The sequence below is a fragment of the Microbacterium sp. 05T445 genome (assembly GCF_056395865.1).
This window is the reverse complement of record NZ_JBFTKJ010000002.1, coordinates 1,034,277-1,058,382: the sequence shown is the minus strand read 5'-3', so window position 1 is coordinate 1,058,382 and position 24,106 is coordinate 1,034,277. Positions and strand designations below refer to the sequence as shown.

Genomic DNA, 24,106 nt, shown 5'->3' with positions numbered 1-24,106 from the left:
GGTCCCTGCCGGGGAGTGCGATGGATGCTGCGACTAGCGTAGAGCGCAACGTCATGGACCGGCTGAAAGGCGACCGAAGTGGCAGACGAAGACACTCCTGCAGGCGGACCGAGTCCCGAGGACGAGTTCCAGGAGCTCATCCGGCAGCTCTTCGGCGGCGGCGTGGGCGACCTCGACCCCGAACAGCTCTCGCGCCTGTCGGGCATGAACATCGATCCGGCCATGATGCAGGCGGTCATGCGCCAGCTGCAGGGCGCGTTCGCCAATGCCGATGAGAGCGGCATCTCGTGGGACATGGCCGAGCGCCAGGCGCTGCACATCGCCAACCAGGAGGGCCTGGGCGTGACCGCCGGGCAGCGCACCGACCTCGACCAGGCGTTCGCCCTGGCGACGCTGTGGCTGAGCGAGGCCACCACGATCTCGGAGCTGCCCGCTCCCCCGCAGACCCTCACCCGCGGCGGGTGGGTGGAGGCGACCCTGCCGGTGTGGCAGGAGCTGGCCACTCCCGTCGCCACGAGCATCGCCGACGCCCTCACCGCCGCGCTGCGCGAGCAGGCGCCGGACGACATGCAGGGGCTCATCCAGGGCGCCGGGCGCCTCATGCGCACCGTCGGCGGATCGCTGTTCGCCTCGCAGCTCGGCCAGGTGGTCGGCAACCTCTCCAAGGAGGTCGTCAGCGGCGGCGATGTCGGCATCCCCCTCATGCCCGACGGGCAGGCTGCGATCCTGCCGCAGAACTTCGCCGACTTCGGGCGCGACCTCGAGGTGCCCGAGGACCAGCTGGCGCTCTACGTCGCGACGCGCGAGCTCGCCCACGCCCGCTTGTTCCGGCATGCGCGCTGGCTTCGCCTGCACGTCATCTCGCAGGTCACGGACTTCGCGCGGGGCGTGCACGTCGACACCGACGCGCTGGAGGACCTCGCGTCGCGGTTCGATCCGTCCGAGCCCGAGGAGCTCCGCCGTGCGATCGAGAGCGGCGCCCTGCTGCCGGCGCGCTCGGAGGCGCAGGATGCCGCGCTCGCCCGCCTCGAGAATCTCCTCGCCACCATCGAGGGCTGGGTCGAGGTCGTCACCGCCGAGGCGACGAACCGCCTGCCCTCCGCCCAGCGCATCGCCGAGGCGGTGCGTCGCCGCCGTGCGGTCGGCGGTCCCGCCGAGCGCGCACTCGGTTCGCTCGTGGGCCTCGAGATCCGCCCGCGGCGCATGCGCGAGGCGGCCGCGATGTGGCGTGCGGTGACGGATGCCGTCGGCCCGGCCGCCCGCGACGCCCTCTGGGACTACCCCGACCTGATGCCGAGCGCGACCGACATCGACGACCCGGCGGCCCTGGTCGCCCGGCTCGAGGCGAGGGCGCGCGGCGAGGAGCCGGCCCGCGACGAGATGGACGATGCGCTGGCCCGCCTGCTCGCGGGTGAGGAGCCCCGGGCTCAGGGTCCGCAGGACGACGACGGTCCGCAGGACGACGACGCCGACGGCGGCGACGGGAGCGGCGCGCCGGACGATCACCGGCCGGTCTAGTCCGGCTCCGCGCCGATCGTGCCCGCTCCTCCCCAGGAAGGAGCCGCGGGCGCCCGGGTGCGGTGACGCCTGTGGATACCGTCCGCCCGCGTGAGGGCTCGGGCAGGATCAGGGCATGCTGCGCCTCGATCCCTCGTATCCGCCTGTCTGGCGCTCCGCCACGGTGCTGCAGTTCGGCGCCGAGCGGATCGCGGTCCTCGACGATCCGCCGGCGTGGCAGCTGCGGCTGCTGCGCGAGCTCGAGCGCGGCATCCCCGACGGCGCCCTCGTCCCCTTCGCCCAGGCGATGGGCGCACCCGACGCCGAGTCGGCGAGGCGGTTCCTCGTGCACATCCGCCGCGCGCTGATGACGGATGCCGGTCCTCGGCGCATGGTGACCCTGCACGCCGCCGACGGTGTCCCCGACGAGCAGCGGGATGCGGTGGGCGCCGGCCTGCGCGCCACCGGGCTCGATGTCGAGACCGCGCACCGCTTCGACCCGATCGGCACCGCGCACCCGGACGCCGCCGCCGTCGTCCTCGTGGTGCACCGGGTGATCGACCCGGGCGCGGTCGCCGCGCTGATGAGCGCGGACCGCGCGCACGTGCCCGTGGCCCTCACGGGATCCGGCGCCGAGATCGGGCCGTTCGTCGAGCCGGGGGTGACCGCGTGCCTCGCCTGCGTGGCGGCTCACCGCCGCGACGACGACCCGGCCTGGCCCGCCGTGGCCGCGCAGCTGCTCGGCCGGCCGGTCGACAGCGAACCCGCCGTGATGTGGGAGGCCGGCATCATCGCGGCGAGGCTCATCGCTGAGCGCGCGAAGAGCCCGTCGTCGACCCGGACGGCGTCGATCGCGGTGCGCGCCGGGTCGCTCCACCGGAGCGTGCGACCGCAGCGCCCGCACGCAGAGTGCCGCTGCCGATCTCTCGCAGGAACCGCGACGGCTGCCGCTCCCGTGTCCCTCGGGACCACGACAGCGAGAGCGTTCGCCCGGCCCGCGTGATGCCGACGTACGCGAGGCGGCGCTCCTCGTCCACCTGCTCGAACGTCGACGCGTACGAGATCGGCAGCAGCCCCTCCGCCACCCCGACCAGGTGGACGTGCTCCCACTCCAGACCCTTGGCGGCATGCAGCGTCGCCAGGGTGACGGTGCGCATCGCCGGCTCGTCGTGCACCTTCGCGCGGGCGGTGAGCTCGTCCGCGAAGGCGCGCAGCGTGGTGCCGGCGGGCGCCTCCTGTGCGAGCCGGAGGATCGCCGCGCGGGCCTCCCACGCGTCGCGGAGCGCTCCGCCCGCCTCGGGGGGCTCATCGGTCAGCCCGCGGGACCGCAGGATGTCGCGCACGGTGTCGACGAAGCCGCTCTCGATGGGCGCGACGGACGCCGCGCGCAGCTCCATCACGGCCTGCCGCACCTCGGGCATGTCGAAGAACCGGCGACCGCCGAGCACCGTCGTCGCGATGCCGGCGTCGGCCAGAGCCGCGACGATCTCGGCGGACTGCGCATGCGCCCGGTAGAGCACGGCGATGTCACGCGGGTCCGCCCCGGCCGCGACCTGCGACGCGATCCGAGCCGCGACCGCGCGCGCCTCGGCGCGGTCGTCCTCGAACGCGGTGACCGTCGGGATCGGCACGGAGGCATCCTCCGCGCTCTCCAGGGCGGAGGGCCGCTCGGCCGCCGTCAGCTGCAGCGCCCCGGGCCTGCCGCGCATGAGCTCGTTCGCGACGGCCAGGATGGCGGCATCCGATCGGTAGTTCGTTTCCAGCCGCACCACCCGCGCACCCTCGTACCGCGTCTGGAAGTCCAGCAGGAACCGGGCGTCGGCGCCCGCGAACGAGTACACCGTCTGGCTCGCATCGCCGACGACGCAGAGGTCGCGCCGATCGCCGAGCCACAGCTCGAGCAGCCTGTTCTGCAGCGGAGAGACGTCCTGGAACTCGTCGACGGTGAAATGCCGGTACTGCTCGCGCACCGCCTTGGCCACCTGCGGCTCCGCCTCGAGCATGCCCGCACAGGCCAGCAGCACGTCCTCGAAGTCGAGCTGGCGGCGTTCGTCCTTGAGCTTCTCGTACGCCTGCTGCAAGGCGATCACGCGATCCACGCCCAGACGTCCGACGCCACCAGGCCGGGCCGCGGCGTAGTCGTCGATCCCGAGCATCGACACCTTGCGCCATTCGATCTCCGAGGCCACGTCGCGCAGCGTCGCGACGTCGGGAGACAGGCCCACGCCGTCGGCGGCGTGGGCGAGCATGCGCACCTTGTTGTCGATGATGCCCGGAGCCGAGTCGCCTGCGAGGGTCGGCCAGAAGAAGTTGAGCTGTGCGAGCGCCGCCGCGTGGAACGTGCGCGCCGCGACCCCGCCGACACCCATCGCCCGCAGGCGGCCGCGCATCTCGCCCGCGGCCTTCGTCGTGAAGGTGACCGCCATGACGCGGCCGGGCGAGTACGCCCCGGTGTCGACGCCGTGGGCGATCCGATGCGTGATGACACGGGTCTTCCCCGTCCCGGCACCGGCGAGCACGACGACCGGCCCGCGCAGTGCGGTCGCCGCCTCGCGCTGCCGTTCGTCCAGTCCCGCGAGGGCGTCGCCGATCACAGCCCCGCTCCGTGCCAGTCGGCGATGAGCCGGTGGGCGATCGACGCGGGGCCCGGCAGCACCACATCGCCCTCGCCCGCCAGCGCCCGGCCGATCTCGTCGCGCGTGAACCACCGAACCGCGGCGATCTCCTCGCCGTCGGCGCGGGCCGCGGCATCGTCGAGCGCGACCGCGAGGAACCCGACCATGAGCGAGCGCGGGTAGGGCCAGGCCTGCGAGCCCCGATATGTCACCGCTCCGACCTCGACGCCCGACTCCTCGGCGACCTCACGACGCACCGCCGCCTCCAGCGCCTCGCCGGCCTCGACGAATCCGGCGAAGCACGAGAAGCGGTCGGCGCCCCACAGTGCGTTGGAGCCCAGCAGCAGCCGATCCGGATCCTCGGCGCTGGTGATCGCCACGATCACGGCCGGATCGGTGCGCGGGAAGTGCTGTCGTCCGCACGACGGGCAACGCCGCGACCACCCCGCGTCCTCGACCACGGTGAGGGCGCCGCAGGCCGGGCAGAACGCGGCATCCAGCAGCCATCGCCCGAGGCTGAGCGCTTCGACGAACGCCGACGAGTCCTCGGCGGACAGCTGGGCACCGGCCGCGCGCAGCCCCGCCCACCCGGCCGGGGCGGAGAAGAGCTCGTCGTCGCCCGAGGGGAACACCGCGGCCAGCAGCGCCGTGCCGTCCGCGTCGCGTCCGAGGAACGCCCACTGCCCGCCGGCGGGGACCCGCGACGGTGTCGTCCAGTGCAGCGCATCCGGCGTCGACAGCGGCGCCGCGTCGCCGGAGACCACCAGCACGCGGGTGGCGGCATCCGCTCGGGACGCCTCGATGAGGTCCGGGACGAGCCGCTCCTCGGCCGCGCGGTCCAGGCCTACGCGTGCCAGCGGCGGAAGGCCGGGACTGTCAGGAGCCGCCATCGAACATGCTCCGCTTCGTCGTTCTGGGCCGGGCGTGGCGCGGGGACGGACGAGCGCGACCGACCTACCCTGGGCACATGGCACGCTCACCCCTCACTCTAGCCGCGTCCGTCACGTCGGCTCTGCCGCGGGCAGGGGTCGTCGGAGTCGGTGCCCTCACCGAGGGCGCCACCGGGCGGTACGACGCCGCGCTGGCGGAACTGGACGACGGCCGCCGCGTCGTCGTCCGCGTGCCCGCGGACCCCTCGGCCACCCCGGAACTGGCCGCCGAGGTGAGGGCGCTGCAGGCGCTCACCCCCGGCGTCCGCTCGCTGCTTCCCTTCCGTGCACCCGAACTACTGGGCGAGGCGGGCCTGGGCGATACGCGCGTGGTCGTCGTCGACTTCCTCCCCGGGTACCGGGTCGATGCCGCCCACCTTCCGCCCGGCCGGGGCGCCGCCACGTCGCTCGGTGCGGCCCTCGCAGCGCTGCACGCACTCCCCCTGTCGGTGGTCAAGGGCGAGGGTCTCCCCGCGCGCACCCCCCAGCAGGTGCGCGCCGACGTCGTGCGCCTCATCGACCGCGCCATCGCCACCCGACGCCTGCCGATGACCCTCGCCGAGCGGTGGCATCGCGCCGCCGACACCGAGGAGCTGTGGCGTTTCGAGCCCGCGGTCGTCCTCGGCGGCGCGGGCGCCGCGTCGTTCTTCTTCGAAGATGTGGAGGACGTGCCGACCGTCACCGGCCTCCTGGAGTGGCACGGACTGTCCATCGGCGACCCCGCCGTCGACCTGCAGTGGCTCGCGTCGGCGCCGGAGGCGGCCGACGACGTGTTCGCCGCGTACGTCGCCGAGAGCGAGCGCGCCCCCGACGCCCGCGCCCGTGAGCGCTCGCGGCTGTACGCCGAGCTCGAGTTCGCGAAATGGCTGGTGCACGGGCACGACGAGGCGCGCGAGGACATCGTCGCCGACGCCGTCGAGCTGCTCGAATCGCTCGCCGCGGGAGTGGCCGGCGACGAGATCGTGTCGGATGCCGCGCTCGACGTCGACGACGCGATCGCCCTGCTCGATCGGATGCCGGGCGCGTCCGCCGCACCGACGATCGACACGTCGATGCAGACCGATGCGTACGACCCCGACGAGCTCGCGCAGTGGATCTCGGACGAGCTCGAGCCGGAACCGGCCGACGAGGCCGCGGACCCCGCGGGCGCCCGGTCCTTCGACCTCCTGGTCGACGAGGCATCCGAAGACGCTCCCCCGGCCGCCGCCGACGACCTGTCGACCGCGCCGATCACCATCGTGCCCGCCACGCCGTCGTTCGACCGGGCGCACGCCGCAGACGGCTCGGATGCCGCGGCGGACGCGGAGCGGGCCTCCGAGGCGGCGCTGCGGCGGTGGCTCGCCGACTGAGCTCCGTCGCCGACCCGCGGTGGAACCTCAGCCGCGGAGGATCACGTCCTCGGCGACGTAGTACAGCGCGACGTCGATCTCATCCACCGGGACGCCGTGCTTGGCGTGGTATGCCTTGCGGTACAGCTCGAGCTGCAGCATCCGCTCGTCCTTCTCCGTCGCCGTGCGCGGGGCGGCGCCCGTCTTCCAGTCGACGATCTCGATGCGGCCGCCACGGTCCTCACGGCGGTACACGGCGTCGAGCTTGCAGATGACGATGTGCGGCAGTCCGTCGGGGCCGACGGTGGTGAAGTCGATCTCGGTCTCCACCTCGATCGGCTGCAGCGAGGCCCACTCCGAGGCGAGGAAGCGCTCGCGCAGGGCGCCGAGAGCGGCGGCGTCCTCGACGGAGGCCTCCGTCCCGGCGTCGTCGTCGCTCTCCCACAGCGCGTCGTCGAGCGAGCCCCCGAGTCCGGCGCGTCCGGAGCGCTGCTCCACCCAGGCGTGGAAGAGCGTGCCCAGACGCGTCTGCCGGAACGGCCGCTCGGGCATCGGCCGCGCGATGCTCGCCAGCGTGCCCTCGAGGTCTGCCGCATACTCCTTGTACCGCGACGCGGCGATGCGGGTCGGCGCGGTGTGCACCGGTCGGGCTCGTCGCGCGTCCCGCTCAGCGAGCAGCAGCTCGGTCTGACGATCGATCGCCGCGCGAGGCGAGCCCAGCGCCGCCTCGACCGCGGCCGCCGCGTCCGCGACGGCGTCGCGGCGGGAGCCGAGCGGATCGATGGGCCACTGCAGCACCCGGCGCTCACCCTGGTACGGGTCGTCCCCGGGTTCGTCCTCGGCCAGCGGCACCTCCAGCGCCTCGGCGATCTCGGCGAAGAAGGTGCTGCGTGCCCGCGGTCGCTTCGTGCCTGACCAGCTCGCCCCGGTGAGCAGCAGATGGTCACGGGCGCGGGTCACCGCGACGTACGCGAGGCGGCGGTCCTCCTCGAGCTGCCGGGCGCGGTTGGCCTCGATGAACGCGTCGAAGGCTTCCTTCAGCTCCTGCTGGGTCTGCGCGGCCTGCCAGCCGAGTGCCGGCAGCCAGGCGGAGTCACCGCGGAACGCGTACGGGAGCACACCGAAACCGAGCCATGCCTTGGTGTCACGCGGAGCGCTGGGCAGCTCGTCCTTGACCAGGCGGACCACCGCCACGGCATCCCATTCCAGGCCCTTCGAGCCGTGGATCGTCAGCAGCTGCACCACGTCGTCCTCGGGCGGCTCGGTGCGCGGCGCGAACTCGTCGAGCTGCTCGGCATGGTCCAGCCATGCGAGCAGGCTCGACAGCGAGCCGGTCTCGTCGGCGGCGAGGAACGCGTGCACCTCATCGACGAACGCGCGCAGCTGCGCGGAAGCGATCCGCGCCGGTCCGCGCGACTCGTTGGCGGCCAGCTCGATGTCCAGGCGCAGCTCGAGTTCGATGAGGCGGACGAGTTCGGGGATCGGCATCCCGGCGGCCTGCCGGAGTCCGGCGAACACGGACGCCGCCTCCCGCAGCCGCTCTCGCGCCTCGGGCGTGAAGCCGGCCAGCCAGCCGTGATCGGGCTTCTGCCGCAGCACGAAGTCGAGGGCGTCCACGAGCGAGCCGTCGTCGTCACCGGCGCTCCCCCGGATCCGCTCGACGATCTCGGGTGCCAGCGGCTGCAGCGCGGCGTCGTGCCGTGCGAGGCGGCGGGCGAGCGCGGCGAGCTCCCGCAGATCCGGCAGACCGATCGACCAGCGCGGCCCCGACAGCAGGCGGATCAACGACGAGCCCGCCGAGGGGTCGCTGATCACGCGCAGCGTGGAGACCACGTCGACGACCTCGGGCGTGGACAGCAGTCCGCCCAGACCCAGGATCCGGTGCGGGATGCCACGCCTGCCCAGGGCGTCGCCGAAGCGCACCATGTGCTTCTTGCTGCGGAACAGGATCGCTCCCGTCGTGGAGCGACCTTCGCCCGCCCGCTCTGCGCGCACCTGCGCGAACCATGCCGCCACGCGGTCTGCTTCGGAATCGAGATCCGCGTCGAAGCCGAGCTCGACCCGGCCGTCGGGCGCACCGGGACGCGCGCGCAGCTCCTGCACGGGCACCGAGGCCGATGCCGCGAGCGGGGCCAGCACCGCGTTGGCCGCGGTCAGCACCGAGGCGCTGTTGCGCCAGCTCGTCAGCAGCGCGTACTGGGCGCACGGGGCCCCGGGGGCGAAGGCGGCGGGAAACCCGCCGAGGTTGCCGGCGCTCGCACCCCGCCAGCCGTAGATCGCCTGGTGCGGGTCGCCCACGGCCATGACGCCGGTGCCGGCGAACAGCGTGGCCAGCAGGTCGGTCTGCACGACGGAGGTGTCCTGGTACTCGTCCAGCAGCACCACTCGGTAGCGGTCGCGCAGCTCGTCGGCGACAGCCCTGTGACCGGCCACGACCTGGAGCGCTCCGGCGACCTGGTCCGAGAAGTCGATCACGCCCAGCCGCAGCTTCTCGGCGGCGTACTCGCGGGCGAGATCGGCCAGCAGGGCGAGGGCGGCGACCTTGTCGACGGCGTCTGCGACGTCCGCGTAGACCACGGTGCGCTTGTTGGTGGACGGCAGGTCCCGCACCGTCTGGAAGCGGGCGGGGAAGGCGGCGAGCGCGTCGAAGTCCACGAGGTTGTCGACGCCGTCGCGCGCGATGCGCAGGGCCGCGTCCACGATGCTGCGCACCGCCTCGCCGCGCAGCTCCAGACGGGCGTCGTCGGAGGCGAACACGACACGGCGCATGAGCAGCCACGCGGCGGATTCGGACAGCACCGCGGCCTCGGCATCCCGTCCGATGCGCACCGCGTGCTCGCGCACGATCTGGTCGGCGAAGCTGTTGTAGGTGGCCACGGTCGGGCGGTGCAGCAGCGCGTCGTCGGCGGAGGTCTGGGCGACCGCGCCGACTTCGCGCGCCAGCTCGTCGAGGATGCGGTGGCGTTCGGCGGTCGCCCGCGCGCCGTCGACGCCGGAGCGCTCCAGCTCGCCGAACACCGCCAGCCGGCCCTCCGCCGCCAGGTCAGGCAGCGCGGGCAGAAGTCCGCGGCGCTCGAACTCGGCGAGGCGGGCGAGCCGCTTCTGGATGCGCTCGGCGAGCTCGCCCGCGGCCTTGCGCGTGAAGGTGAGTCCGAGCACCTCGTCGCGGCGCACGATGCCGTTGGCGACCAGCCACACCACACGTGCCGACATCGTCTCGGTCTTGCCGCTGCCGGCGCCGGCCACGACCAGAGCCGGTGCGAGGGGCGCCTCGATCACGGCGGTCTGCTCATCGGTGGGCGGGAACTGGCCGAGCGCTGCGGCGATGACGCGGGCGGGCAGCAGCGGCGTCGCGGCGGCCGGCACGACCGGGGCGATCCCGTCGACGACCGTCACGAGGCGCTCACCGCGCCGACCGTGTGGATGCGGCAGAGGCCGTAGGAGTGCTCGTCCCGGCAATGCTCCTCGTAGGGGGCGGTGAACGACTCGCCCCGCATCACGGCGACCGCGGCGCGGATGCGACCCAGGAACACGTCGCGCCGTTCGTCGTCGAACGGCGGCTGCCACGGGGTGACGTAGTCCGACTTCGCCGCCGTCGGACGCAGCACGAGCAGCTTCGCCCCGCCGGGGGCGTGCCCGTTCGCCTCGGGGATCGCGCCCGACTCGAACGCCAGCTGGTAGGCGCCCAGCTGCGGGTTGTCCAGCACCTTGGCGTCGGTCTGCGGCTCGCGCTTGCCGGTCTTGAGGTCCATGATGACGACCGTCCCCTCCGGGGTGAGCTCGACACGGTCGATGTAGCCCGAGAGGATCACGCGGTGCTCGCCACCCTCGCCGCCCTCGCCGGATTCGCCGTTCGTCGTGGCCGACGCGACCTCCGCCGAATCATCGAGCGGGATCACCACCTCGAAGTGCGGCTCCGCCCCGATGAGCGTGCCGCCGGCGTCGTCGAAGCGGCGCAGGTACAGATGCAGTCGGCGGACGAGGTCGCGCGCCCGGGTCTGCTCGGCGCGATCCCGCCATGCCGCCTCGAACGTCAGCTCGCCCCAGCGCGCCTCGACCTCGGCCCACAGGGCGGACTCGTCGTGCCCCGCGGCGTGTTCGAGTGCGGCGTGGATGATCGTGCCGAGGCCCGCCGTCGTGCCGCCGGGGTCGCCGCCCAGGTCGCCGATCACCCAGTTCAGCTCGCATTCCTCGAGGGCGTGCAGACGCGAGGGCGAGACGCGGACGTCTTCGCGCGCGAGATCGCGCAACGGTCCGGCCGACGTCGGTGCCGCCACGCCGTACCACTCGCCGGGCGCAGCGCCCGGGACGCCGGCGTCGGCCAGCAGCGCGAGCTGCTCGGCCGCCCGCCGTGTGCCTGCGGGAGCCGATCCGGCCGCGACCGACGTGAGGGTGCGGCGGTGCCGCGCGACCAGGCCGCGCAGCGACACCGGGTGGTCGAGCTCGAACGGCTCGGGGTCCGGCAGGAGCTCGAAGAACACGCTCGGACCGGTGTCGTCGTCATCCACGGCGGTCACCACCGCCAGCTCGCCCGCGCGCGAGAGCGCCCGCACCAGCAGCCGCAGCTCATCGTGCATCGCCGCGCGGCGCCGGTCGAACGCGCCCGCGGCCTCACCATCGGCACGGGTGGCGGCATCCGCGAGTCGCCACGTGTCGAGGAGGCTCCCCCGCAGCCTCGTGTTGGGCCACACCGCGTCCTGCATGCCCGCGATCACGACCGTGTCGAACTCGAGGCCGAGGGCGCCTGCCGGCGTCATGATCCGCACGCTGTCGTCGCGCGTCGGCGCGTCGAGCCGGTCCTCGGCCACGCCGCTGTCGAGGATCGACCTCACGAAGACGCGGGGGTCGGCATCCAGCGACCGCTCGACGAACCGCTTGGCCGCCTGGAACAGGGCGACCAGCGCGTCCAGATCGCGGTTCGCCTGCTCGGCGAGGGGTCCGTTGCCCCGGGCGAGCTCCGACCACGCGCGCTGGAGGCCGCTGCGGTCCCAGGCCGTCCAGAGCAGCTCATGCGCGGTGGCGCCGCGCGCGAGGTCGTCGCGCAGCACTTCCAGCGTGCGCGCGAGCGAGGCCGCCCGCCGCGCCTCGCGCGTGTCGATGAGGTCGAACTCCAGCGGCCGGCCCATCGCCGACAGCACGAGGTCGCGACCCGACCGCTCGGGCGCGTCGCGCAGCGGGCCACCGCTGTCACCGGCATCGGGGTCCGAATCGGCATCGGGATCGAGGGCGCGGCGCAGCTCGACATGCCGCAGCGCGGAGCGCAGACGTCGCAGCTCGATGACGTCCAGACGTCCGTAGGTGCCGACGAGCGCGGCCGACACGTCGTCGAAGGTCCAGTCGTCGCGCGCGGCGAGCTCGATCAGGCGCAGCAGGTCGGCGACCGGACGCACGGCACCCAGCGCGCGGCCGGGTCCGCTCGAGCGCGCCGGAACCTCCCTGGCCGACAGCTCGGCCTCGAGCGCCGCGACCTGACGCGTGTCGTGCGCGATCACGGCGCAGGAATGCCACGGCACCCCGTCGTGCACGTGCCGTTCGCGCAGCAGCCGCGCGATCGCGTCGTACTCCTCCGCCGGCGAACGCAGCGTGAGCACCCGCACCGAGGCGTCGGGTTCGGCCCCGGTCCCCGCGCCGCGGTGCGCCACGACGCCCACGGCCCCGATGCGCTGCGTCACCCTGCCCACGAGCTCGCGCTGCCACGGTGTGCCGCGATGCCCCTCCGACAGCACGTGCACCGTTCCGAGCGAGGCCGCGAGGCGCGCGAAGTTCTCGGGCGTGGCGCCGCGGAACGATCCCGATCCGACGTCGGGGTCCCCGAACGCGAGCACCGCAGCTCCCCGGTCGCGCACCGCCTCCAGCAGCTCCACGCCGCCGAGGGTGAGCTCCTGGGCATCGTCGACGAGCACGATCCGCACCCGGTCGACGGCCGGGATGCCGGCGGGCGCGGTCCGCAGCAGCCCCACCGCCTCGCGCACCAGGCCGGCGGCGTCGCGGTGTGCGCCGCGCATGGCGCCGCGCACCTGCAGGTATTCGGCGAAGAACGACGACAGCGCCACCCATGCCGGCTGCTCGCCGCGCTCCCCCAGCACCCGCAGCCGCGCAGGCTCGATGCCGAGCGTGGTGCATTCGGCGAGGAAGGTGCGCACCTCGGTGCGGAAGCCCGCCGTCCCGCGGATGGCCGGCCCCAGCCACTCGGGCCATCGCCCTGCTCCCGCGGCCTCGTCCTCGTCGTCGCCGGCGAGCAGGTCGCGGATGATCTGGTCCTCGTCGCCGCCGGTCAGCAGCTGCGGCGGGTCGGCGTCGACGGCGACGGCGTGGGCGCGCACGATCTGGAACGCGTACGAGGCGACCGAACGCGCCAGGGGCCCGGTCGTCGCGACGCGCACCGCCAGCCCGAGGCGGTCGCGCAGCGCGGTCGCGGTCTGGCGGGACGGCGTGAGCACCAGCACGGAGTCGGGGTCGGCGCCGGCGGCGACCAGGGCCGCGACGCGCCCGACCAGGGTCGTCGTCTTGCCGGTCCCCGGCGCGCCCACGACGACCCCCGAGGCGTCGACCGGAAGCGCCAGCACGGCCCGCTGCGCGGCATCCGGCGCGGGCATCGCGTCGTCCTGGCTCCCCGATCTCACCCTTCGACGCTAGCGCGGCCGGCCGACATCGGCCGTTCGCCCAGAGCGTTCCCGCGGCGGGCGGATGCCTCTTCCCGGTGTCGTAGAGTTGCCATGCGTCCGGGGAGCCTCAGCCTCTCGGCGAGTACACCGTCGCCCCGCGCAGGAGGTCAGTCACGTGGAGATCCGCATCGGCATCGCGAACACCGGCCGCGAGCTCAACTTCGAGACGAACGAGGCGGCTGCCGACGTGAAGCAGTCCGTCGCCGCGGCACTGGATGCCGGCGCCACGCACGTGACGTTCGCCGACGCGAAGGGCAACTCGTACATCGTCCCCACCGCGGGACTGGCCTACATCGAGCTCGGCTCCGAGGAGTCGCGCCGCGTCGGCTTCGTCGCCTGAGCGAGCACGACGTGCAGATCCTCATCGCTTTCATCGTCGGCGCGGTCGTCGGCATCGGCATCCACTTCCTGCTGCACCAGCGGCTGACGCGCGGTGTCGTGCTGGCGCCGATGATCGGCGCGGTGTCGGCGGGCGCCGCCTGGGCGATCCTCACCTGGCTCGGCGTGGGCATCGACACCCCGTGGCCGTGGCTGGCGGCGCTGGTCGTGCCGATCGCGGTGACCTACCCGGCGATCATGATCCTCTCGCGCGTGCGCGTCGCCCACGACGCCCGCGAGAAGGCGCGGCTCGGCCTGAGCTGAGGGGCTCGAACGCCCCGACGCCGGCGCCCCTCAGGCCGCGAGGCCCATGGCGTCCATGCGCCGCGAGTGCGCGGCCATCAGCTCGGTGAAGACCGGCTCCACCTTCTCCTGCTCGGCGAGCCCGAGCGTGGGCGATCGCAGCGCGGCGCGCGCGATGAGCAGGGTGTCGCCGACGAGCCGGCGGCCCCACATCGCCAGCAGCGACTTCCACTCGGGGTCGCTCGCGATGGTGTCGGAGATGATCTGCACGATCGCCTGCCGGTCCGAGTCGGCCAGCAGGATGCGGGCGACCCGGTCGCCGGTGTCGCCGTAGCTGGCAGAGAGGGCGAGGTAGAAGTCGTCGAGCATGCCCGCGGTGATGTGCACCGAGAGCATCGTCTCCTGCGGGCGCACGCCGTGCGTGGCCGCACGGAAGGCGTCCAGCGGCTCGCGGAAGGGCAGCATGATCTCGGTCGGCTCGTCGCCGCGCTCGCGGATGAGGGCGACGAGCGCCTCGTGCTTGGTCAGCGCAGCGCCGGCAGCACGCGACACGGCCTCCTTGTCGGAGAGCTCGGGCGTGGTCTGGATCAGCTCGCTGAGCGTCTCGAAGAAGCCCAGCTGCAGGTACGCCGCCTGCCCGAGGAACGTGTCGATGTCGGGAGCGAGCTCTTCGAAATCGACGCGATGCGCATCACTCAGCTCGTCCCGCGAGCGGAGCTGTAGCTTGCGCCCCGTATCGCGCCGCTGCCAGAACCACTTCACCACGCACACAGCCTAAGTGTTCGCGCAGGAGACCTCCGGTATCGTTGACGTCGGCCCCGGCGTCGGATCGGGGCGCCCGCGCCTGTGGGAAAGAAGGGCGTGGATCGCTTTTCCGCCCGCGCGGCGACCTCGAAGAGGCCGCATCCGCGCCAGGGCACGAACCCAGGCAGCATCCCACTGCCGGACAGGCACACATCGTGACGACCTTCGCCGAACTCGGCGTTGATCAGGACATCGTCGACGCGCTCACCGCAAAGGGCATCGTCGACGCGTTCCCCATCCAGGAGCAGACCATCCCCCTCGGCCTTCCCGGCCAGGACATCATCGGACAGGCCAAGACGGGAACCGGCAAGACGTTCGGCTTCGGCATCCCCGTCGTCCAGCGCCTCGGTCCCGACCCGGCGCACGGGGTGAAGGCGCTGATCGTCGTCCCCACCCGCGAGCTCGCGGTCCAGGTGTACGAAGACATGGACATGCTCACCTCGAACCGCTCCACGAGCGTCGTCGCCATCTACGGCGGCAAGGCGTACGAGGGCCAGATCGACCAGCTCAAGGCCGGTGCGCAGATCGTCGTCGGCACCCCCGGCCGTCTCATCGACCTCAACAACCAGCGTCTGCTCGACCTGTCGAACGCGACCGAGGTCGTGCTCGACGAGGCCGACAAGATGCTCGACCTCGGGTTCCTCCCCGACATCGAGAAGATCTTCTCCAAGGTCCCCGCGGTCCGGCACACGCAGCTGTTCTCGGCGACGATGCCCGGCCCGATCGTCGCCCTCGCGCGCCGGTTCATGTCGAACCCGATCCACATCCGTGCGACCGACCCCGACGAGGGCCTCACCCAGGCGAACATCCGCCACCTGGTGTACCGCGCGCACTCGCTCGACAAGGACGAGGTCATCGCGCGCATCCTGCAGGCCGACGGCCGCGGCAAGACCGTGATCTTCACGCGCACCAAGCGCGCCGCTCAGCGCCTCGTCGACGAGCTGAACGACCGCGGCTTCAACGCCGGCGCCGTCCACGGCGACATGAGCCAGGAGGCGCGCGAGCGCTCGATGGCGGGCTTCAAGGCCGGCAAGAAGGACGTCCTCATCGCCACCGACGTCGCCGCGCGCGGCATCGACGTCGACGACGTCACGCACGTCATCAACCACACCATCCCCGACGACGAGAAGACCTACCTGCACCGCGCCGGCCGCACCGGGCGCGCGGGCAAGACGGGCATCGCCGTGACGTTCGTGGACTGGGAGGACCTGCACAAGTGGGCCCTCATCAACCGCGCCCTCGAGTTCGGCCAGCCCGAGCCCGTCGAGACGTATTCGTCGAGCCCGCACCTGTTCGCCGACCTCGACATCCCCGCCGGGACGAAGGGCCGCATCGTGACGGCCCCCAAGACCCAGGCGGTGCGCGTGCAGCCCGAGAAGGCGGCGGATGCCGCGGCCGCGGCCGAGGTGGACGGCCAGGGTCCGACCCGCCGTCGCCGCCGGCGTCGCAGCGGCTCGGCCGAACGCGTCGGCTCGACGTTCGCAGAGGGCGCGGCCGCGTCCGAGCCGGAGCCCGTCGCTGCCGGGAGCACCGAGGTGCGCGCCGTCGACGGCGCCGGCACCCACGACGGCGGCGGCAAGGAGCATCACGACGGAAAGCCGGCTCCCGCGCGACGTCGTCGCCGCCGGCGCGGCGGCTCGGGCGGTGGGGGCACGGCCCCCGCGACCGGCGCCTGAGAGTCCTTCGGAGGGGCGGATGCTGCGGCATCCGCCCCTTCGGCGAATTCGGGCGCGCGCAGCGGGACCTGCGGCGGGTACACCCACGTGACCATCACCACGGAGATGATCATGAGCAGGAACCACGAGCTCAGCTTGCTGGGCGACACCGGCTGCCAGGCGACGACCTGGTCGGGGTAGACCCAGGCTCCGGCCCACGTCCCGATGTTCTCCGCCAGGTAGATGAACACGGCGACGCCGGCGAACGCCGCGAGCAGCGGCACCCGGATGGTCCGCCGCCACACCCGCGCATGCATGACCGTCGGCAGCCACAGCGCGACGACGCCCGCCACGAGCAGCCACCTCGCATCCCAGATCCAATGGTGGGTGAAGAAGTTCGCGTAGATGGCGACCGCGAGCACGGTGGTCATCCAGCGTCGCGGATACCGCGTGAAACCCAGATCGAACAGCCGGTACACGCGCACCATGTACGAGCCCACGGCCGCATACATGAAGCCGCTGAACAGCGGGACACCGCCGATGCGGAGGACGCCGTCGGCGGCATACGACCACGACCCGGCATCGGTCTTGAACAGCTCCATCCCGGTGCCGGTCACGTGGAAGAGCACGATGACCCAGAGCTCTCGTCCCGTCTCGAGCCGAAGGACGAGCATGGCGATCTGGATCAGGATCGCCGCGACGGTCAGTGCATCGTTCCGCGCCAGCAGTGCGTCGTCGGGGTACCAGAGCCGCGCGACGATGATCACCAGGAGCAGCGCAGCCCCGAAGATGCACGCCCACGCCTGCTTGAGCACGAACACGCCGGCTTCCACCAGCCAAGCCCTGGCGCCGTGGGCGGGAGCGTCGCGCAGGACGCGATGAGCGGCCGCATCGATGCGCTGCTCGAGTGATGTCGCCCGCTGCATGTTCGAACGGTAGTCGCCGCGCACGAGAGGGCGCTGATTCGCGGCACGTCGTCGCGGCGCTCACAGACAACATCCAGACAGCGCTAATGTGAGCGCAGTCGGTGCTTTTCTTGCCGGCACCTCGCACTCACGAAAGGCATACCGTGCGCCTCATCGAAGCCGTGTCCGCGGCATACGAGTACCAGGGTTTCTGGGGCTCGTTCTGGGACATCATCTGGTGGTTCCTCTGGATCTTCTTCTTCGTCGTCTACCTGTTCGCGCTGTTCGCCGTCATCGGCGACCTGTTCCGCGACCACAAGCTGAACGGCTGGTGGAAGGCCGTCTGGATCATCTTCCTGATCTTCGTGCCCTTCCTCACGCTGCTCGTCTACGTCATCGCCCGCGGCAAGGGCATGGCCGAGCGCAGCGCCCGGGAGGCCACCGACATCCAGCAGGCGCAGGACGCGTACATCAAGTCCGTCGCCGGCACGTCGGCGAGCCCGGCTGACGAGATCGCGAAGGCGAAGACGCTGCTCGACGCCGGCACGATCACGCAGGCCGAGTACGACGCGCTGAAGGCCAAGGCCCTCGGCTGATCGCCTGAACCGACGCGACCGCGTCCGCGAAGCGCCCTCGTCCGCCCTCAGGGGTAGACGGGGGCGCTTCCCGTTGCGCGCCGGATGATGCGGGCGACCATCTCGTCCGTCGTGGTGTTCTCGCCCGGCACATTGGGCTTGCCGAGGCCGTGGTAGTCGCTGGAGCCGGTGACGATGAGATCGCGGTCGCGGCACAGCTCGCGCAGGGCGCCGAGTGCGGGCTCGCGGTTCTCGCGGTGACCGAGTTCGAAGCCTGCGAGGCCGGCGTCCAGCATCCGCTCGGTCAGCTTCTGCGGGAGCAGGCCCGCGCGTCCTGCCGGGTGCGCGACGATCGGGACGCCGCCGGCCCCCACGACGAGCTCCACCGCCGTGACGGGGTCGGGCGCGTACAGCGCGATGTAGTAGTCGCCCCGCGGGCTCAGGATGCCCGAGAACGCCTCGGCGCGATCGCGCACCACCCCCCGCGCCACGAGCGCGTCGGCGATATGCGGCCGGCCCACGGTGGCGCCGTCGGAGGTCTGCGCGAGGATGTCGTCCCACACCAGGTCGTAGTCGCGCGAGATGCGATCTGCCATGAGTCGTGCGCGGTCCAGCCGAGATGAGCGGATGCGGGCGGTCTCGGCGTGCAGCGCCGGCTCGTCGGGGTCGGGAAGGTACGCCAGCACGTGGACGCTGCGCCATTCATGACGCGCGGACAGCTCCATGCCGGGAAGGAACGTCATGCCGAGCGATGCCGCCGCCTCGGCCGCCTCGGCCCAGCCGGACGTCGTGTCGTGGTCGGTGAGGGCGGCGGTGCGCACCCCGTGCCGGTGGGCGGAGGCCATCACCTCCGCAGGCGGCTGGGTGCCGTCGGAGTTCGCCGAGTGCAGGTGCAGGTCGCTCGGCCCTTCGAACCGTAGGAGGCCGGGCATCCTCCGAGCGTAGCGCGGCGGATACCACGCGCCACGCCCCGGCCGCTTACGTATCTCCCAGCCTGCTCGCATAGAGTCGCGGACGTGCTTCGCCTGCTCGGGATCCTCGTGACCGTGCTCTGTGCGATCGCTGCAGCCGTGCTCACGTGGCCCGGATTCTTCCACATGGAGCGCATCTATCCGGTCGCGCAGATCGTGTCGTTCCGCGGGCTCGTCGCCCTGGGGTTCGCGGCCGCGGCGGTGCTGGCGCTCCTCCTGTCGATCGCGCGGCCGATCCGGGGGTTCGCGTTCGCGATCGCCATCGTCGCGGGAGCGGCGACCATCGCCAACGCGGCCGTGCTCGCCTCCCGCGGCGGCCCCGGCTCGGACCCGCTCCCCGAGAAGACCGAGTCCAGCATCCGCGTGATGACGTGGAACACGGCCGGTCCCGCCACCCCGCCCGAGACGATCGCGAAGATCGCGGTCGCCATGGACGCCGACATCGTCGCCCTCCCCGAGACGACCATCGAGACCGGCGAGCGCGTCGCGATCGCGATGCGCGACCTGGGACACCGCATGTGGGCGCACCACGCCTCGGATCCGTCGACGGAGTGGGATGCCGGTTCCACGACGCTGCTGATCTCCCCCGAGCTCGGCGACTACTCCGTGATCGAGTCCTCGCTCGACGGCAGCAGCAACACCTCGACGGTGCCCAGCGCCGTCGCGATGCCGGTGTCGGGCGACGGGCCGATCGTCGTCGCCGTCCACGCCGTCGCACCGCGCCCGGCGTACATGCAGTCCTGGCGCGACGATCTGCAGTGGCTGGCCGATCAGTGCGTCGACGGCAACGTGATCATGGCCGGCGACTTCAACGCGACGGTCGACCACATGTCGGGCCTGGGCATGGACGGCGCGACCCTGGGGCACTGCAACGACGCGGCAGTCGAGACCGGCAACGGCGCGCTGGGCACGTGGTCCTCCGACATGCCCGCGATCCTGGGCGCACCGATCGACCACATCATGGCGACCTCGCAGTGGCGCCCGACGGGCTCCCTCGTGCTGCGGTCGCTCGACGACTCCGGCTCGGATCACCGCCCGCTGATCGTCCAGTACGAGCCGGTCGGCTGAAGCGGCCGGCCGAGCAGGTCTCGGCGTCGTCGGTGCGTGGGAGACTGGACGCATGAGCAGCGCAGCCAACGAGACGTCCGCCGGCGCCACGAGCACCGCCGAGACCGAGAAGCCCTCGACCAGCACCAACCGTCGCCAGCCCTACGGGCAGGGATTCCTCGACACCATCTCGAAGGGGTGGGCCGAGCGGCCCGAACACACGCCCCCGGCGCGCGCGCAGGCGCCCTTCGCGGCCGCTCGCCGCGACGCCGTGTCGGCCGCGTTCCCCGGCAAGCGCCTGGTCGTGCCGGCAGGCGAGCTCAAGCAGCGCAGCAACGACACCGACTACGCCTTCCGCGCCCATTCCGCCTTCTCCCACCTGACCGGGTGGGCCTCTGACGCCGAGCCGGGCGCCGTGCTCGTGTTCGAGCCGCTCCCGGACGGCGGCCACGACGTCGCGCTGTACTTCCGCGAGCGCGCCGACCGCACCACGAGCGAGTTCTACTCGGATGCCTCGATCGGCGAGTTCTGGATCGGCCCCCGGCCCGCGCTGGCAGGCGTCGCGGCCGACCTGGGGGTCGCCACCGCCCACATCGACGACTTCGAGCAGGGCGAGGGCGATGTCGTGCTCGACGAGGACGAGGACCTCACCCGCTTCGTCTCGGAGCTGCGACTCGTCAAGGACGCCTACGAGGTCGGGCAGATGGAGCTCGCCGTGCAGGTCACCGCCGACGGCTTCGACGACATCGTGGCGAACCTGCCCGCGATCGTCGAGCACCCCCGCGGCGAGCGCATCGTCGAGGGCGTGTTCCACCGGCGGGCGCGCAGCGACGGCAACACGGTCGGCTACGACACGATCGCGGCATCCGGCCCTCACGCCTGCTACCTGCACTGGACGCGCAACGACGGCGCCGTGGTGCCGGGCGACCTGATCCTCATCGACGCCGGCGTCGAGGTCGACAGCCTCTACACCGCAGACATCACCCGTACGCTGCCGGTCAGCGGCCGCTTCACCGACATCCAGCGCAAGGTGTACGAGACCGTCCGCGAGGCCGCCGACGCCGCGTTCGCCGCCGCGAAGCCGGGTGTGAAGTTCCGGTCGGTCCACGAGGCCGCGATGCAGGTCATCGCGACGCGCGTGGCCGAATGGGGCCTCCTGCCGGTGACCGCCGCGGAGGCGCTCGACGCCGACAACGGCGGCCACCACCGCCGGTACATGGTGCACGGCACGAGCCACCACCTCGGCATCGACGTGCACGACTGCGCGCAGGCCCGCCGCGACATGTACTACGACGGCGCGCTGGAACCCGGCATGGTCTTCACGATCGAGCCCGGCCTCTACTTCCAGATCGACGACATCACCGTTCCCGAGGAGTACCGCGGCATCGGCGTGCGCATCGAGGACGACATCCTGATGACCGCCGACGGCCCGGTCAACCTGTCCGCGGCGATCCCGCGCACCGCGGACGACGTCGAGGCGTGGATCGCTCGCGGCCGGCGCTGACCACGGTGACGTACACGGCCCCGTCGTCGTTCACGACGCGCCCGACGCTGACCGGCACGTTCGGCATGTCGGCATCGACCCACTGGCTCGCGACGGCGACCGCGCAGGCGGTGCTCGAGCGGGGCGGCAACGCGTTCGACGCGTCCGTCGCGGCGGCGTTCGTGCTGCACGTGGTCGAGCCGCACCTGAACGGCCCGGGCGGCGATCTCGTCGGGATCTTCCAGCCGGCCGATGCCGCGACCCCGACGGTCCTCATGGGCCAGGGGCCGGCGCCGGCGGGCGCGTCGATCGAGCACTACCGCGCCGAGGGCCTCGACCTCGTCCCCGGCGCGGGCGGCCTCGCGGCGGCGGTCCCCGGCGCCGTGGACGCGTGGCTGCTGCTGCTGCGCGACCACGGGACGTGGGAGCTGGAGGACGTGCTGGCGTACGCCATCGGCTACGCACGCGACGGGCATCCGCTCGTGGCGGGCGCCGCCGCGACCATCGCCCGTGTCGCCGCGCTGTTCCGCGACGACTGGACGACGTCGGCGGCGCTGTGGATGCCGGACGGCGCACCGCCGGCGGCCGGTGAGGTCGTGCGCAACCCGGCGTACGCCTCGGTGCTCGACGGACTCGTCCACGCCTCGTGCACGGTGCGCGACGACGGGCCGGTGGGGCGCGCCGCGCGCATCGACGCCGCTCGTGCCGAGTGGCGCACCGGGATCGTCGCGCACGAGGCATCCGCCTTCCTCGCGCAGCCGCATCGCCACTCCGGCGGCGGCGTGCATGCGGCCGTGATCACACCCGACGACTTCGCCGCGTTCGAGGCCGGCTACGAGGCTCCGGTGTCGCGCGAGTTCCGCGGCCGCACGATCGCCAAGGCGGGCGCCTGGACGCAGGGTCCCGCGCTGCTGCAGACGCTCGGAATGCTCGAGCCCCTCGCCGACGACCTGCTCGACCCGTCGCAGGAGGCCGGCGCCCACACGATCCTCGAGGCGCAGAAGCTCGCCTACGCCGACCGCGACGCGTGGTTCGGCGACGACGACGTCGACCTCGACGCGCTGCTGGCCGCCGACTACCTCGACGAGCGTCGTGCCCTCATCTCCGCCACGGCGTCCGCCGAGTTCCGGCCGGGCACGCCGTCGGGCGGCGTGGCGTTCCGGCCGCCGCTGCGTACGACCTACGACGCGCCCGCGGTCGGCACCGGCGAGCCCACGGTCGCCAAGACCGGCGAGACCCGTGGCGACACGTGCCACCTCGACGTGATCGACCGCTGGGGCAACATCGTCTCGGCGACGCCGTCCGGCGGCTGGCTGCAGTCCTCGCCCACGATCCCCGCCCTCGGGTTCTGCCTCGGCACGCGCCTGCAGATGACGTGGCTCGAGCCGGGGCATCCGTCCTCGCTCGTCCCCGGCAGGCGTCCGCGCACGACCCTCACGCCGACGCTGGTGCTCCGCGCCGGCGCGCCGGAGTTCGCGATCGGCTCCCCCGGTGGCGATCAGCAGGACCAGTGGCAGCTCCTCGCCCTGCTGCGCATCATCGTGGGCGGCTACACACCGCAGCAGGCGATCGACGCGCCCGCGCTGCACACCTCGTCGCTGCCGGAGTCGTTCTGGCCGCGCACGTGGACGCCCGCGGGCGCCGTCGTCGAGGACCGCCTCGGCGACGGAGTGATCGAGGGCCTCGCGCGACGCGGTCACGTGGTCACGCGCGCCGGCGACTGGACGCTGGGCCGCGTATCGGCGGTCGGGAAGGATGCCGCGACCGGCGTGCTGTGGAGCGCGGCGAACCCGCGGGGCATGCAGGGCTACGCCGCGGGGCGCTGAGCCTCTACGCGGTGGGCACCTGGATGGGCGCGCCGACGTAGCGCGCCGAAGGACGGATGATCTTGGGGTCGCGCGCCTGCTCCAGGATGTGCGCCGTCCATCCGATCGTGCGCGCGACGGCGAACGTCGGCGTGAACAGCGTCCGCGGCACGCCGCACTGCTCCATCACGATCGCCGCCCAGAACTCCACGTTCGCGTGGAGGTCGCGCCCGGGCTTCGCCGCGGCGAGCTGCCGCTCGGCGGATGCCTCGAACCGCCGCGCGAGCTCGACGCGCGCACCGCCGCGGCGCAGTGCGACGCGCTTCATCAGCTCCGCGCGCGGATCCGCGGTACGGTACACCGCGTGCCCGAAGCCCATCAGCCGACGCCCCGCGGCGAGCTCGCCGGCGATCCACTCGTCGATGCGATCGGGCGTGCCCACCGCGTCGAGTCCGTCCAACGCCCGTGACGGGGCGCCGCCGTGCAGCGGGCCCGTGAGCGCCCCGAGGGCTCCGACGAGGCACGCGGCGACGTCGGCGCCGGTGGAGGCGATCACCCTCGCCGTGAAGGTGGAGGCGTTGAAGCCGTGGTCCATCACGGCGATGAGATAGGCGGTGAGCGCGCGCTCGGTGTCGTGATCGGGGATCGTTCCGGTCACCTGGTGCAGGTAGTTCGCAACGAGGCCGCGGCCCTCGAGCGGCGCCAGATCCTGCTCGCCATGGCCCCGACGCCACAGCGCGCCGACGATGACCGGCGTCGACGCCGCCAGCGCGATCGCGTCGGCGAGGCGCTCCTGTTCATCGAGGTCGTACAGCGGACGGATGCCGCGACGCGCGGCCAGCAGCGGCCACGACGCTGCGAGCCCGGCGAGCACGTCAGGGGCGACACCGGTGACCGCATCGGCCACGAGCGCGATGTCGGCGCGCTGGCCCCTGGCGGTGTCGGCGACTCTTGCTGCGAACGTCGCAGCGGCGGCGGCGCTCAGGGGCGCCTCCCCCGTCACGAGCAGCTGCCATGCCTCCTCGAAGGTCGCCGACTCCGCCAGCGCGATGGCGGGACGGTCGCGGTACTGGTAGAAGCCTTCGGCACCGCGCACGTCGCTGACCTCGGTGTCGGCGACGATCACGCCGGCGAGGCCTCGCGGTGCGTCCGCCGGGACCTGCGATGTCGTGGTGCTCATGTCGTCCTCCGCTTTCTCCGAGCGCC

Annotated in this window: 17 protein-coding genes; 9 read left to right on the top strand and 8 right to left on the bottom strand. The window is 72.9% G+C overall.

The features are described 5' to 3' along the window. Positions 1–78 precede the first annotated feature (78 nt). Complete coding sequence (locus AC1DDU_RS14410; RefSeq protein WP_477435239.1) at positions 79–1,518, top strand: zinc-dependent metalloprotease; 1,440 nt, start codon at positions 79–81, stop codon at positions 1,516–1,518. Positions 1,519–2,300: 782 nt separating this feature from the next. Here the strand turns inward: AC1DDU_RS14410 and AC1DDU_RS14405 are convergent. Next, positions 2,301–4,091 carry an ATP-dependent helicase gene (locus AC1DDU_RS14405; RefSeq protein ID WP_477435237.1) on the bottom strand — a complete coding sequence of 597 codons (1,791 nt, stop codon included), beginning with the start codon at positions 4,089–4,091 and terminating at the stop codon, positions 2,301–2,303. Then, a complete protein-coding gene (gene nudC, locus AC1DDU_RS14400) occupies positions 4,088–5,002 on the bottom strand; it encodes an NAD(+) diphosphatase (RefSeq protein ID WP_477435235.1) in 915 nt (304 codons plus the stop codon). Before nudC ends, AC1DDU_RS14405 begins: the two co-directional genes overlap by 4 nt. A 77-nt stretch (positions 5,003–5,079) precedes the next feature. Here nudC and AC1DDU_RS14395 point away from each other — a divergent pair, with 77 nt between their 5' ends. After that, positions 5,080–6,390 (top strand): phosphotransferase, encoded by a 1,311-nt coding sequence (locus tag AC1DDU_RS14395; protein ID WP_477435233.1) that lies wholly within the window; start codon positions 5,080–5,082, stop codon positions 6,388–6,390. 27 nt (positions 6,391–6,417) lie between these two features. Here the strand turns inward: AC1DDU_RS14395 and AC1DDU_RS14390 are convergent, their stop codons facing one another. Together AC1DDU_RS14390 and AC1DDU_RS14385 are read right to left on the bottom strand one after the other, a co-directional pair. Beyond that, positions 6,418–9,735, bottom strand: a complete 3,318-nt coding sequence (locus tag AC1DDU_RS14390) for a UvrD-helicase domain-containing protein (protein ID WP_477436843.1) — start codon at positions 9,733–9,735, stop codon at positions 6,418–6,420. A 26-nt stretch (positions 9,736–9,761) separates the two neighbouring features. Further along, entirely contained in the window at positions 9,762–12,965 is a 3,204-nt protein-coding gene (locus tag AC1DDU_RS14385) for an ATP-dependent helicase (RefSeq protein WP_477436841.1), read from the bottom strand. A 184-nt stretch (positions 12,966–13,149) separates the two neighbouring features. Here AC1DDU_RS14385 and AC1DDU_RS14380 point away from each other — a divergent pair, with 184 nt between their 5' ends. Both AC1DDU_RS14380 and AC1DDU_RS14375 read left to right on the top strand, forming a co-directional pair. After that, positions 13,150–13,374, top strand: coding sequence for a DUF3107 domain-containing protein (locus AC1DDU_RS14380; protein ID WP_477435231.1), 225 nt, complete (start codon positions 13,150–13,152; stop codon positions 13,372–13,374). Positions 13,375–13,385: 11 nt separating this feature from the next. Further along, positions 13,386–13,676, top strand: coding sequence for a hypothetical protein (locus AC1DDU_RS14375; protein ID WP_477435229.1), 291 nt, complete (start codon positions 13,386–13,388; stop codon positions 13,674–13,676). A gap of 30 nt (positions 13,677–13,706) precedes the next feature. On the opposite strand, the gene AC1DDU_RS14370 is transcribed toward AC1DDU_RS14375, so the two are convergent. Next, positions 13,707–14,420: a ferritin-like fold-containing protein gene (locus tag AC1DDU_RS14370; protein ID WP_477435227.1), complete on the bottom strand. Its 714-nt coding sequence runs from the start codon at positions 14,418–14,420 to the stop codon at positions 13,707–13,709. Between the two features lie 194 nt (positions 14,421–14,614). Here AC1DDU_RS14370 and AC1DDU_RS14365 point away from each other — a divergent pair, with 194 nt between their 5' ends. Further along, entirely contained in the window at positions 14,615–16,135 is a 1,521-nt protein-coding gene (locus AC1DDU_RS14365; RefSeq protein WP_477435225.1) for a DEAD/DEAH box helicase, read from the top strand. Here AC1DDU_RS14365 and AC1DDU_RS14360 read toward each other — a convergent pair. After that, positions 16,045–17,040: a DUF817 domain-containing protein gene (locus AC1DDU_RS14360; protein ID WP_477435223.1), complete on the bottom strand. Its 996-nt coding sequence runs from the start codon at positions 17,038–17,040 to the stop codon at positions 16,045–16,047. The genes AC1DDU_RS14365 and AC1DDU_RS14360 overlap by 91 nt on opposite strands. Before the next feature lie 143 nt (positions 17,041–17,183). Here AC1DDU_RS14360 and AC1DDU_RS14355 point away from each other — a divergent pair, with 143 nt between their 5' ends. Continuing rightward, positions 17,184–17,615: an SHOCT domain-containing protein gene (locus tag AC1DDU_RS14355; protein ID WP_477435221.1), complete on the top strand. Its 432-nt coding sequence runs from the start codon at positions 17,184–17,186 to the stop codon at positions 17,613–17,615. Between the two features lie 47 nt (positions 17,616–17,662). Here AC1DDU_RS14355 and AC1DDU_RS14350 read toward each other — a convergent pair whose 3' ends face one another. After that, positions 17,663–18,526, bottom strand: coding sequence for a PHP domain-containing protein (locus AC1DDU_RS14350; protein ID WP_477435219.1), 864 nt, complete (start codon positions 18,524–18,526; stop codon positions 17,663–17,665). Between the two features lie 84 nt (positions 18,527–18,610). Between AC1DDU_RS14350 and AC1DDU_RS14345 the strand changes: the two genes are divergently transcribed. From AC1DDU_RS14345 to AC1DDU_RS14335, 3 genes are read left to right on the top strand one after another with little or no spacing between them, the layout of a single operon-like run. Continuing rightward, positions 18,611–19,633: an endonuclease/exonuclease/phosphatase family protein gene (locus AC1DDU_RS14345; RefSeq protein WP_477435217.1), complete on the top strand. Its 1,023-nt coding sequence runs from the start codon at positions 18,611–18,613 to the stop codon at positions 19,631–19,633. 52 nt (positions 19,634–19,685) lie between these two features. Next, on the top strand, positions 19,686–21,116 hold the full coding sequence (locus AC1DDU_RS14340; protein WP_477435215.1) for an aminopeptidase P family protein: 1,431 nt from the start codon (positions 19,686–19,688) through the stop codon (positions 21,114–21,116). Positions 21,117–21,121: 5 nt separating this feature from the next. Next, positions 21,122–22,921 carry a gamma-glutamyltransferase family protein gene (locus AC1DDU_RS14335; protein WP_477436839.1) on the top strand — a complete coding sequence of 600 codons (1,800 nt, stop codon included), beginning with the start codon at positions 21,122–21,124 and terminating at the stop codon, positions 22,919–22,921. 4 nt (positions 22,922–22,925) lie between these two features. Here the strand turns inward: AC1DDU_RS14335 and AC1DDU_RS14330 are convergent, their stop codons facing one another. Next, positions 22,926–24,080: a citrate/2-methylcitrate synthase gene (locus AC1DDU_RS14330; protein WP_477435213.1), complete on the bottom strand. Its 1,155-nt coding sequence runs from the start codon at positions 24,078–24,080 to the stop codon at positions 22,926–22,928. Positions 24,081–24,106 lie beyond the last annotated feature (26 nt).